Annotated in this window: 5 protein-coding genes; all 5 read right to left on the bottom strand. The window is 71.2% G+C overall.

Annotated features, from left to right (window positions below):
* Nucleotides 1-7,752 (bottom strand): WXG100-like domain-containing protein (locus AQJ54_RS40435; RefSeq protein ID WP_487248028.1); only part of this gene is annotated, 7,752 nt, incomplete at its 3' end.
* A gap of 85 nt (nt 7,753-7,837) precedes the next feature.
* Complete coding sequence (locus tag AQJ54_RS40430) at nt 7,838-8,635, bottom strand: type VII secretion system-associated protein (protein WP_248845564.1); 798 nt, start codon at nt 8,633-8,635, stop codon at nt 7,838-7,840.
* Nucleotides 8,636-8,668: 33 nt separating this feature from the next.
* Nucleotides 8,669-8,992 (bottom strand): hypothetical protein, encoded by a 324-nt coding sequence (locus AQJ54_RS40425; protein ID WP_062246298.1) that lies wholly within the window; start codon nt 8,990-8,992, stop codon nt 8,669-8,671.
* Between the two features lie 55 nt (nt 8,993-9,047).
* Nucleotides 9,048-9,488 (bottom strand): YbaB/EbfC family nucleoid-associated protein, encoded by a 441-nt coding sequence (locus tag AQJ54_RS40420; protein ID WP_062246297.1) that lies wholly within the window; start codon nt 9,486-9,488, stop codon nt 9,048-9,050.
* 159 nt (nt 9,489-9,647) lie between these two features.
* Entirely contained in the window at nt 9,648-12,830 is a 3,183-nt protein-coding gene (locus tag AQJ54_RS40415) for a hypothetical protein (protein ID WP_062246296.1), read from the bottom strand.
* Between the last annotated feature and the right edge of the window lie 32 nt (nt 12,831-12,862).

The raw sequence follows: 12,862 nt of genomic DNA, 5'->3' as shown, positions 1-12,862 counted from the left end.
CGCCGCCGCGTTCCGCGCCGCCCACCAGCGTTCGCCATAGCCCTCATCGCGACCCTCGCCACCCAGCCGTTCCACGCCGTCCAGCACCGCTTGCGGCACACCGCCAGGCGCCCCCGCGTACCGCCGCGCCACGACGCGCGCCGACTCCACGAGACCGGCAGCGCCCTCCATCCCCTGCACGGCCACCGCTCCCTGCACGCTGTCCGGCGCCATCGGCGCCCCACCGAACCGGGGCGTCGGCGGCGGCGCCGCGTACGGACCGGGGGCGGCAGCCGGGGCCTCCTGCGTGGTCTGCTGAGCCGTCTCCGGGGCGGGCGCGTTGCCCTGCCGCGAAGCCGACCTCGTGCCGGAACTCCCCCCGGTGGACAATGTCGCTGGCTGTGACGTAGCCGGGGCGCCGCCGCGCAGGCCGAACGTGGTGGGCAGAAGGTCGCGTTGTTGCTGACGCTGCCAGAGCCAGCCGTAGGCCTGCTGAACCAGCTCGGCGTCGGCGGCGTTCGGTCGGTTCAGCCGCTGCGCCCGCGAGTAAAGGCCGCGCGCCGCATTGATGACGGCCATCTCCTGCTGGAACGACTGTTCGGCGGTGACGCCTCGCTGCCCGAAGTAGCGGAGCTCCTGCACTGCGAGAAGCAAGTCTCCGTTGGCGTCGTCCAGTCCATCCAGCGTGTTGGATGCGGTGACATCCTCCATCGTGACCGGGTTGCGTCCACCGAGCCCCAAGCCCGTGCGCAGCAGGTCTGCGACGGTCAGCTCCTCGTTCAGCAGAGGGAAGCTGAGCGGATCCACCTCGGCGCCGGGGCTGAGCGGACGACCCTGCATGGATTCGTACATCGCGCTCATGCGCGGAATCCTGCTCCGGATGCGGCCGTCGAAATCTGTCAGGACGGCGTGTTCGACGGAGGACAGGAACCTCTGCGCCCGCGGAGTCAAGGATTCGAAGAGCTGTTCCGGATCGTGCCGCGGCAGCACCGCGGCGTGCCCCTTGTCAAGCCCTTTGCTCAAGCCGACACTGACGTTCATGGCCGCTTCGACGTACAGCAGAGCGGCGTGACCGCGTATCTCCTGTACGGCACGGTCGGGGATGGCGAGGAGCCGGTGAGCATCCGCCAGTGATTCCGGGGTGACCCTTCCGATGGTTTGCGTGGAGATGAACATCGCCGCGAGTTGATCGGCGAAGGCCAGGGCGTCACCGAGGTGGTCGCGGGTGTACCAGCCCTGGCTCTGGTCCCGCGTGGTGTGCTGGTGGACGAACCCGAGGAAGGGGCGCGTGACGGTCAGCGGCACACCGATGTTGTGCTGGTCGTTGGCTCCGGGCCAGCCCCCGATGGGCCGCGGTCCGATGAGCGCGATCCGGCCCAGCTCCGTCAACTCCCACCCGTCCGGCAGCACACTCGCGAGCGGAATGACCGGTGGGCTGCCCGGCTCGCCTGGAATGCTGTCAAGAGCCCATTCCAGTTCCGCTTCCGTTTCGTGCAGTTCGACGAGATCGGCGCGCATGTCCTCTTCGGGATGGACCTGCGCGACGCCGAAGATGGGCTCGGGGACGGGCACCCGCACCGCGAAATCGGGGATGTCGCCGTCCGCGATATCGGCGCCGGCCGGAAATCCATGCGCGGCCAGACCGTCGTCGCGGCTTGCGAAGAACTCACCGTGCGGGCCCCGGTAGAACTTCTTCATTTCGACGACGATGAGCGCCGAATCCGGATCTGGTCCGTATGCCAGCGCCAGGCTCTCCACGGTGTTCGGGTCGATTTCTTCCCCGGAGGCACTGACGAAGCGCATGGGGTGCGCGTATTCCTTCTCTTTTCCGTATCCCCCACCCTGCAGAGTGTCCGGCCGGGGAATTTCCTCGATGCTGCGGCCCTGGCGCTGAGCGAGGTCGTTTCGGATCAGCTCAAGCGCGATTTGGCGCGCATACCGGCGTGAGTCCGCGTGGTGCAGTCCGTCAGGCCGGTTGTCGAGCCGCTCCTGCAATCCCTCGGGGCCCGGTATCTGCTCGACCAGCTCAGGACGTTTCAGCCGTATCAACTCCGACCGAATCTCCATCCGCAGTGCCACGACCGGCGGCAGTTTGACCTCGGTCGACGCGTGCAGTGGGGGGGTATGGGCCGGTTCCGAGGCGGCCGTCTGGGTCTGGTTCGTGGGAGCCGGGTCGGACGACTCGGCTTGCGCCGCAGAGCCGCCCGTCTCCGGCTCCGGGCCTTGCTCCAGGCCCGACGGTGACTGCTGCTCGGAGAGAGCCGTGGAGTCCGAGTCAGACAGTGGTCCGTCGTTCCGCGGCGCGTCGGTGGCCGGCATTGCCCGCGGGGCCTCGCCGGAGACCGGCGGCTGGGCCCCGCCGCCGGCTCCGTCCTGCCGCACGTCCGGTGGGTTCAGCTGGTCGGCTGCCAGGTTGTCGGACTCGACGGGGACGTGCCGCGTCCCGGCGGGAGCCTGCTGCGGACCGTCCTGGTTCTCAGGGAGCGACTCGGGGGTAGAAGCAGGCGGCGCCCAGCCCAGTCGCTCTCGTTCCCGCCACTCGTGGAAAGCCCTGTCGATCCGCGACCCGATCTCGTCCGGATCCATCCCCAGGTCCTGCAACTTCTGACGGGCCCGGGTCAACCGAGCTTCCATGACGGCGATTTCACGCAACCGCCCACGCCACCGCTGCAGGTTCTGATGTGTATCGCCATATAGCGGCCCGTACAGGTCTTGCTTGGCTGAGTTGTGCCTCGTGACCGCGTCGTCGTACTGCTTCCACGCAGCGACACGTTCCGCCGGTGAACCCTGCCCACCGGCGCCGGCGATCGCCTTCTCTTTGGCAAAGGCCCAGGTGTCAGAGACCGCCCGCGCGTTCGACTGGCCGTTTCTTGCCTCGGAAAGCGATCCGGCGGCGGAGGCGTCGGTGGCAGGGGGCTCCGGTTCGGCGTGGGCCGACGCCTGCTCTTGGGGGCGGGCGGACACGATCTGCTCCTGCGGAGCCGGCTCGTGGGGGGAATGTTCGGCGGCGTGGTCCGCGGGGCGGTTGACGACGGGAGTGGTCCGCGGCGGGGACGGCCGCTGGACCATTGTCTGGGCGGACTGCGAGCCGACGCCGACTTCGGCGGGAGAACGTGGTTCCGAGCGGGGTCCGGACTCGGGCGCCGACTCCGGGCCTGGTCCGCGCGAGGTCGCCGACTCCGGCGAGGCCCCGGGATCGGGGGATGTCGCCAGTTCCGGCGAGGCCCCCGGATCGGGCGAGGCTTCGGGCTCCGGCGGACGGGGCGGTGCCGGAGCGGGGTCGGAGGACGGGAGGGAGTCCAGCGTGTTCTGGAAGGTGTTCTCGTGGTCCTTCTCGTGCTCGAGCCATGCGTCGATGTTGTGCTTATGCGGCGCGAAGAGGTTGTCGAAGGTGCGGGCGGTTTCCGTGCGGAAGTCGTCGGCGGTTTCCTTGAAGAGGGCGTCAGCGGGCGAGAGCCTCTCCCCCACGGGGGCTTCCAGCTGCGCGTCCTCGTCCCAGCGCAAAGGATGGAAATCCTCGGCGGCGCGCTCAAGGACCTCCCTCAGGTTGAATTCGTGGTCGAACCTCGCCTCGACCGAGGCATCGAGCTGGGCTCGGTTGTCGTCGTAGGAGCGGGTGGGCCGCTTGTCGTCGCCGTCCCAACGGGGCTGGACGTGACCCCGGGTGTCCGGCCGGTTCAGGTGGCCGAACCAGTGCTCGTCCACCATCTTCTCGTTGACGTGGGTGAGTTCGGTCGTCAGGCGGTGCTGGGCGCCCTCGTCGAGGGACCGCAGGTACTCGTCCTCGTAATAGCCGAACGCCTCGTTCAGCCGCTCCTGCAGATCGGCATTACGGAACTGCCGGAACTCGGCATGCCCGATCCGGCTGCCCAAGGTGTCGAACATCCGGTCGACGGTCTGCTGCCAGTAACGCGCGAACTCCGCCTCCGCGCGGGCGGCTGCCGCCTCCGGATCAGCGGCCTCCCGTGCCTGCTGGAAGGATGCGCGAAGGTCGTCCTGAAACTCCTGACGGAGCCTGGCGACATCCTCCCCGCCGAAATTCTCCGTGTCCGCGGAAGACCACCCGGATTCGCTCCCCACCACCGTGTCCGCGGAAGACCAATCGGACGACCAATCGGACTCGCTCCCCACCACCGTGTCCGCGGAAGACCACTCAGAATCGTCCCCGTCGAATTCCGGCCGGGGGCGGGCCCCAGGAGGCTCGGCCTCCTCCCAGGGCCACTGGAGGGACATGGTGAGGTCATGCTCGAACTCCCGACGGAGCCCGGCAAGGTCTTCCTCGCTGATCCCGGGCCGCGCTGAACGCGCGAGCCGACCGTCCAAAGCGCTGCGCATGTCGTGGACGGTCTGCTGCCAGTTGTGCGGGAGCTCCTCCTGCGCGCGGGCGGCTGCCGCCGCCGGATCGAAGGCCTGCCATGCGCGCTGGTAGAACATGTGGAGGTCGTCCTGGAACTCCTGACGGAGCCTGGCGAGGTTCTCCTCATCGAGTACGTGCTCCGGCAGCCCGTAGTCGTTGAAGTCGTCCTCGGAGTTGAGGATCTCGTCAAGCCGTCGCGTGGCTGCATGGACCTCCCTGGATGAGTCCGCAAGCAGTCCGATCCGCTGCGGCAGGTTCTCGCGCAGCGCCGAGACCTCTGCGTCGATCGCCCCCCTCTGCGCGGCTTGGTCGTCGGGGAACTCCTTGTGGGCGCGGTCGACGATCGAGCGGACCTTCGCGAAGGTGTCGGCGCGCAGGTGGGACAGGGACGTCGGCACAAAGCCGTCCTCGCCGGGACGCGGCTTGCCGTTGTCGGTGTCGTAGGTCGGATCTTTGTAGTGGTCGGTCTCGTAGTCGTCGCGGCTAGGCACGCCTTCCGCCTCCTGGAGGTACCGCCCGCCGAACAGGTCGTTCTCCCGTGCCTGCTCAACGGCGTCGGCGAACTCCTTTTCCATGCGGACCAGTTCGGCGTGGCGTGAGGACGCGTTGGCGAAGTAGCGGTCGGCGGTCGCCATGTGCTGTTCGAAGGCTTTGTCCCACGCCGCCTTGGCGTAGCCCTCGGGGCCCTTGTCCTGCCACTGCTTCTTGAAGTCGTCGAGGACGGCGCGGAGGAAGTACTCCTCCGCCTGCCGGTGACCGATGCTGTCCAAGGGCAGGTACCGGCCGCGGAACAGGTCCTTCTGGACGAAGTAGCGGTAGCCGTCCGTCAGGGCCGCGGCCGCATGACCGGGTTCCTCGTGCTGGAAGTAGTGCAGGAACTCATTCGTACGGGCGTCGCGGTCGGCGCGGTAGGCGTTCCACTGGAACACCGGCTTGAGCGGAGAGGGGCCGATCTCCGGCGGCTTGAGAGCGTCGCCGGACGGGTCGTTCCCAGACCCGGGGTGCTCGTTCTCGTGTGCCGGGTGCGGTGTTCCGGTTCCGGGCCCAGTCGGCTCAGTCGGATCGCCGTCCGGGGGCTGGGACGTGACGTCGGCGGCCGCATGCGGTGTCGCGACCTCGCCGGCGGGGGCGAGCCCCGGTTCCGCGGCGGGATGTTCGGGGTCCGTGCCGAGGATCGACGTCGCGTCGGTCCCGGCCTCAGTTGCCGTGGAAGACCGCCCGGACAGGCTTTCCGTCTCGGTACCGGATTCCGAAGAGGTCGCCTCCGGGTCGCGGATCGGGGTACCGGTGGGGGACGGGGCGGGCGGCGGACCGTCGGAGATCGGGTGCGGCGCGCCGGGGGTCAACTCGGGTTGCTGGGGGCCGGTTTCCTCGCCGCCGACCTCGCGCGAACCACTCTGCTGCGGGCCGGTTTCCTGGAGGCCGGGCTCGGTCGAACCGTGCTCCTGCGGGCCGGACTGCTGCGGTGTCTTCTCCGGCGCGCCGGCCTCCGACGGTCGCGGTGTACGAGGGGGCGTGCCTGTACCGCCCGCCGTGGTGGTCCGCGGCGTCGGCTGCGGTCCTGTGCCGGTGTGCGTCGAGCCGCCGCCCGGCTGCTGCACGATGCCGGCGGGCTGCTCCGGGGTGGTGGTCCCGTCCGCGGGCGCTGTGGGCGTCTCGATCTCGCGCGGCTCCGGGACGGTGGGGGGCACGGGCGGACGCTCCGGCGGCGTCGCAACGCCGTGCGGTGCCTGGCCCGCGTTCACCGTCGAGGGCGGCTGCGGACCCTGCGGGTCCTCCATGCCGGGCAGGCCGCCGTCAGGAGCGGTCCGCGGCCCCGAGTTCAGCGGATTCTGCCCGTGCGGACCGTCGCCGGCCGCCGGGGGCGGCGTCTGCTGCCCGTTCTGCTCCAGCCAGGAGCTCACCCGGTCCCCCTCCTCTTCGGGAACCTGGCGGAGCGCCTCGGGGGTGAGCCTCGTGCCTGCGGGGGCGGGCGGAGCGAGCTTGCTCAGCTCGGACGTGATCGGCGGCGTGCCGGACGGGTTCCGGGGCCCGTCCCCCGACTTTGAGACCGGCGGCCGTTCCTGGTCGTCGATCCCCGAGACGACGCTGCCGCCCCGCACCGTCCCGTTGTCCGAGGACACCACGCTCGTCGCGCCCCCGGCCTCTGGGGTCTGCTCGTCGGGTGGGTCCCAGCGGAAGTGAGGGGATTCCGGGATCGGTTTGTACTCCGCCGGGGGGAACAGGCCGCCCGAGCCGCGGCCGTTGGAGCCCCCGGCCTGCCCGCCGTTCTCCTGGAAACCGCCCAGCAGCGGGTCACGCTCGCTCCCGTCAGAGCCCGTGCCCGACCCCTCGTACGGCGCATACGGCTCGCCGTAGGACGAACCGGCCTCGCTCTCCCAGCCGTCGAACTCACCTCCCTCATCGCCCGGCCCACGCCGACCACTGCCCGGCCCGTCGACCGAAAGACCAACACCGGCACCGACGGGGCCGGACCCACTCGCGCCCTCGGGAGGAGCAGTGTCCGGGCCCGGTGTCTCGGTGGACACGTGCGGAACATCGCCGCCGAGGTCGGGTGGCGTCTCGTCCATTTCCGGGATGTTGACGTAGCCGTCGCCGTCCGGGCCGCCCTTGCCGCCGCGCAGCGCCGGTGTGTGCCCGATCGCGCCGCCGACCAGGCCCGCGACGAAACCGAGCCCGGGGGAGCCATCGAGGCCGAACGCCGCGTCCGAGGCGGCCGTCCCGGCCGCGCCGCCGAGACCGCCCAGCGCCATCTTGCCCAGGAGCGAGGAGACGATGGCTTCTCCGGGCGCGCCGAGCTCTGCCACCCCCCCGAACAGTCCGCCGGTGATGGATCCGGCGAGCGCACCGGACCCGACGGCGGTGATGAAATCACCCAAGCTGAAATCGTGCCGGTGATGCATGAGGAACTGGATGCCCTGGGCCGCCGCAGACATGACGCCGCCCAATGCCCCGCCGACAAAGGCGCCCAGTCCCAGTGCTGCGATGATCCTCGTGATGATGCTCCGGCCCGCGGCGAGCCAGGCGCTGATCGCCCAGGGGGCGAACCAGGCGAGGAAGGCGATCTCTGCCGCCAACGAGGCCAAAGTCATCAGGATCATGAGCTTGGCGTACTCGACCTTGACCGCGAACTCGTCTATTCGGTCGGCCAGCGTCTCACAGGCCGACGCGACATCATCCAGGTTCCCCTGGAATTTCTGCAGGTAGGACTCGAACTGCTCCGCCGTCGCGCCCGAAACGCCCGCCCGGACGTCGGAGAGCACGTTCCCGAACCGTTCGGAGATCGAGCGCAGCTCTTTCGCGTAGTCCTTGTGCGCCTGGCACAGTTCCCACAGCTTGTCCTCGTCCGCCTTCGGCCAGGTGCCGCCGGCCAGGGCGGCCACCCATTCCAGCTCCGGCGGCATCATGATGCTCATGCGTGCCACCCGCCCGTCCGGGCATGCCGCGGTACGGCGCCCGCCGCAGAACAGGGGGGCGCCGCGACAGCGGACGGGGAGCCGGTCAGAGGAAGTCGCCCCTCGCCACGTCGGCCGCCGCGGCGGAGCCGTCACGCGGGGGTGCGACGGGAGCCGACGGCACGGCGGCCCGGCCCGGACCGTCCTCGTCGGAGGAGGCAGCGGTGTCGTCTGCCGCCACCGAGGCGGGCAGCAGGTCGTCCAGGGCGCCGAGCCAGCCGTCCTCGTGGTCGGCGACGCCCGCGGCCTCGACCGCCTCGCGCAGCGGCCCGAGTTCCAGCGTCATGCTCACCGGGCCGGAGGGGTTGAGGAAGAGCAGATGGCCTTCGGGCACCAGGTTGAGCAGCTCAGGGGCCTTCATCGGCCGGAAGGACAGGCGGCCCGCGGTCTGCAAGTGCTGCGGTGAGGTGAACACCGGTACGACGGGGGTCTCGTCGTCCGGCGCCACGGCGGACAGCAGGGCGCCGCCCGGCGCCATGAACACCGCGATCTCCTGCACGGCCAGGGCGCGGGCGATGTCCTCGGGCGGTCCGTAGTCGGTGGTGGCCAGCTGGATCGCCGCGTCCACCGGGTCGGTCGGGTCGGCCCAGCCCAGAGCCCTCGGCGAGGGGCGGTAGTCCTCGTTCTCCTGCCACTCCACGATCTCGCCGTGTTCGTCGGAACGCCAGCTGCCGATCATCGCCCACTCCGGTGGCTCGCCCTGCCCCGACCAGGTGGGGTCGATCAGGCCGAACCAGTGGTCGGGGGCGAGCCTGGCGGCTTCCACGACGTGGTCGGGCGGCGTCGGCATCTCGTAGGGGGCCTCTCCCCCTCCTTCAGCTCCTTGCGATGCCGTGCTCGCCACGCCCTCGGCTCCTTCCGGTGTACCGCTCATCCGTCACGCACCGTTGGTCGGTTCGATCGCCACCTGCTGGCCGGTGATGACCGCCTGGGCCTCGATGGCGTTCAACGCCGCCACCAGGTCGTTCAGTTGGCCTGCCGCGTCGGCGAGCGCCGCGCCGCCATCGGTCCCGGCCTTCACCGCGTCGGAGTGAGACTGCGCGTAGTTGGCCAAGAACTTCTTGCCGTTCTCGTCGTCACCCCACGGCTGGCCGAGGGATTCCGACCGTTCCTCCAGCGTGTGGGCCGCCTGCTTCAGCGTCCACGCCAATTCGCCCAGGGCGTCGGCGGCCAGCTGGATCTTCTCGGTGTCGACGTGCACCTGACCGTCCCCAGAGGACCCAGAGGACGAAGAGGCACCCCCGTCGTTCCCGCTGCTACTCACGTCCGCCTGCCTTCGTCGCGCCCAGTCCCTGTTCGATGTACGCCCGGACCGCGTCCGGCATACGCACGTCCTCGGGGATCAGCGCACGCGGGTCGATGTCGCCCCGTGCCAGCGCGGCCGGCGTCAGGCCGCCGAGCAGGGGTCCGAGGGCTGTCTCCATCACCTGTTCCAGCGCCTTGGCACGAGCCTTCTCCAGGGTGCTGACGATCACCTTCGAGAGTTCCTTCCCCGCCATCGTGCGGTAGGCGCTGGTGGGGAACTCCAGGGCGGTCACCTGGCCCTGCGCTCCGACGGTCACCTTGACCGAACGCCGGGGCGCGGTCGCCGTGGCCTCGATCTCGCTGATGCGGCGGTGGGTGTCCACCGCCTGCTCCCGCGCGCTGCGGTACTCGGTCAGCAGATCCTCGATCTGCTGGTCGTAGGGGGATGGCATCGATGTCCTCCTGCCTGCTGTGGTCCCCACCGGCCGGACGCGATCGAGTCAAGCCCGGCGGGACTCGGATACCAAGCGGGTGCGGGCGTCGTTGACCGTGTGAACAGCCGGTTCTGCCTTCATACACACCGGCCACCACCGCGCGGCGGTGGCCGGATGTCAGCCGGGGGTGCCCGTACGGCGCGTGCCGGCTCCCCAGATCTCCTTGCTCTGCCGCAGCAGTTCGGCCACGCTGCTGGACTCGCGGTCGTCCGCCTTCTTGCCCTTGGCGCCCTTCCGGCCGTTGCCTTGGGCGTCTGGATCCTCCGGCTCGTCGGAGTTCTGCGCGACCGGCCGTTCGTCCGGCCCGGTCGCGCAGGTGAACTCCATGCGCCGCGGGGTACCGGGACCGAGCGGCTTCGGCTTCCAGGCGGGTCGTACCGGTTCGCCGAACGGCTCTGCCGCGCCTGCGGAGTTGAGTCGTCCGACCGCATACGCGGCGCCGGCGGCCCCGATGAGGGCGGCCGTCCCCTGGTCCGCGGTGAGCGCGCCGGACCCGGCGGTGTGAGCGGATGCCCCTGCGGAGGGTTCCCCGAGCAAGTGCAGCAGCGAAGTGTCCGGCGCGTCCCAGGAGGACACGTCGTCGACTGCCGGTCCCGCAGCGGCGGTTACGGGGTCGGCGGGTGCACCGGCACCGGTGCGCGCCGCGTCGGTGCGGACGACAGCGGGAACATCGGCGCTGGAACCGGCGGCTGGTGTACGCACTCCGGAGGCCGCGTTCTGCACCGGCCTGCGGGCCGATCCCTCGACCGGCGGGTGCGGGGAGGTCTGCGGGGAGGTCTGCGGGGAGGTCTGCGCTGAAGCCTGAAGCGGCCTGCTGCTCGGACCGACGGAACCGGCCGAACTGCCCGAACCGGCCGTGCCGACCGACGCGGCGACGGTCGCGCCTGCCGGGTGGGCGAGCGTCTCGTGCGCCGTCCCCTGCGCCGGGTGGCCGAGCGCCGGGGAGGCGGCCACGTCGGCGGGCTGGGCCTGCGCGACCGCCTCCCACCCTGCATGCGGCGCGATCTGATCCGCGCCCGCCTCCGCCCCCACGTCGTCCACACCCGGAGCGCGCGGACCCTGCGCTTCGAGTCGTAGGGGGACTGCCGCGGGCGTGACGGCGGCCGCCTCGGACACGGCGCCGGCCGTCGCCGGGACCTCAGCCTCCGATGCCTGCGCCCCCTCCTCCGGGCCGACTCCCTGAGCGGCGGTCGCCGGAGCGGCATCCGAACGAACGGCGTCCGGCGCACCGGAGCCGGCCGGGTCGGCTCCCTGCGAGCCCGCGCCCGCCCAAGTGGCCGTCGCTGGAACAGCGCCCGCCGGAGTGGCCCCTGCGGGAGCAGCCTCCTGCAGCTCGGACCCCGCGTGGACCACGGCGTCCGGCGCGCCGGAGTCCGCAGGAGAAGTTTCGTGCGGGCCGACATCCGGCTGCGCAGCGCCCGCCGGGACGGCACCCGCCGAAGCGACCTCTTGCGAGTGCGAACCGACTCCCGCCTCGTCGGACGTCGTTGGGGCATCATCCGCCGACGTGGCGTCCGGCGCGCCGACGCCCTCGGCCGGGGTTGTTTCCCAGAGCGCGTCCTGCCATGCCGTAGACCGCTCGCCGCGGCGGTCGTCCGGGCGGCCGGCCACGCCCACCCCGGAACCGGCCGCGGCGCCCCACGCCCCGGCCGCCAGGAACGACAGCCCTTCCAGCAATGCGGTCGCGGACTCGTCGGCCGGTGACGTGGTCTCAGGGGCGACATCCGGGCCGGCGGGCACGCCGGTCGGCGCGGCGGCGGACGCGGAGCCGGAGTCATCCGCCCCGGCCGCGGGTCCGGCCGCGGCCGCGGCGTCGATGCCGGGCAACCGCAGTTGCCCGGCGCCCGGCGCCGCGCCCGGCGAGGTGCCGGCGTCGACGCCGTGCCGCACCGGGGTGACCGACCACGGCTCGCGGTCGCCAGCCAGGAGTCCGGAAGCGTCCGACGCGGGCCGGTCGCCGTCGTTGTTCCCCGCACCCATGCCACCCATGCCGCCCATCGGCATCATCGGCATCATCGGCGTACTGGCGGCGTTTACGCCCGGGCCTTGCGCGGGCGTGCCCCCGCCGACCGCCGAACCGTCCAGACCATCCAGACCGTCCGGACCCGTCTGGGAGGACGGCCCGCCCGGCAGATCGAGGCCCGGACCGCCCGACACCGTACCGTCCGGCAGGCTGCCGACCCCGCCCAGCGACGTGTTCCCCTGCCACGGCTCCGCACTGCCCTGCAACAGACCCGACGCATCCGACGGCGGCACGTCCGAACCCCCCGCACCCGCACCGCCCGCACCCGAACCCATCCCACCCATCGGCATCATCGGCATCGACGAGCCCACAGTGCCGGGACTGCCGACGCCCTGGCCGACCGTGTCGGAGGCGAGGGAGGTTTCCGGGTAGGGCTGGAACTGCTCGCCGAGGTCCGGGGTGGCGATTCCGGACGTGTTCAAGGCGGGCAGGTCGGAGCCGGAGTAACCGGACGCCTCGGAGGGTCCGGAGTCTCCGGGGAGGTCGACGCTGCCAGGGCTGCCAACGGATCCGGTGCCGAAGTCGTCGGCACTGTCCGGATACGGCGAGAGAACCTTGCTCGAGTCCTCCGACGCCCCGGTCTTGCCTCCGCCCGCGCCGGTGCCGAGCGAGAGGTTGGGATACGGGACCGGGCCGGGCATGTCCCCGGTGACAGGCCCGGTGCCGCCGGGGTTCAGGGCCGCGTCCATGCTCGGATCGAGCGTGCCGCCGACCGCGCCGGTGTCGCCGCCGGGATACGGCACAGGACTGGCCGCACCCGTGTCGCCGAAGTCCGGCAGGTTCCCGCCGGCACCATCGGAGCCGCCGCCCGGGTACGGCGCTGGGCCCCCCGAAGCCGCCAAGTCCGGCAGGTTCCCACCGCCGCTGCCGCCGCCGCCCGAACCCATGTCGGGATACAACGCAGAACTGTCCGGACCTGATGAACCGAAGTCCGGCACATTCCCGCCATCTCCGCCCGAACCCATGTCGGGGTACGGCGCAGGACTGTCCGGACCCGAGGAACCGAAGTCAGGCAGATTTCCGCCGCCGAAGTCCGAGCCCAAGTCGGGATACGGGTCGGGCCCGCCGTAGCCGCTGGTACCGCCGGAGTCTGTGGGGCCGGGGCCTCCGGGGCTGTTGACCGGGTTGGTGGGCGGCGTGGAGTAGCCGACGTTGTTGGTGCTGACCTTGTAGTTGTCCGCCAGCGTGTTGAGCACCGCTTGCATGTCGCGGGTGAGCAGGTCCGTGAGCTTCGGCGTGGTGTGCGCCTGGCTGACCGCGACCCGCCCGTTCGGCATGACGAGATTTACGTTGTTCCGCCGCCCCCATT

Source organism: Streptomyces griseorubiginosus (genome assembly GCF_001514195.1).
Classification (GTDB): Bacteria; Actinomycetota; Actinomycetes; order Streptomycetales; family Streptomycetaceae; genus Streptomyces; species Streptomyces griseorubiginosus.
Note: the sequence above shows the minus strand (reverse complement) of the source record. Positions and strands in the feature narration are given on the sequence as shown.

Bases quoted from the DNA above. Each gene is read 5' to 3' on its own strand.
- AQJ54_RS40420 (WP_062246297.1), bottom strand. From the start codon at position 9,488: ATGCCATCCCCCTACGACCAGCAGATCGAGGATCTGCTGACCGAGTAC.
- AQJ54_RS40415 (WP_062246296.1), bottom strand. From the start codon at position 12,830: ATGCCGAACGGGCGGGTCGCGGTCAGCCAGGCGCACACCACGCCGAAG.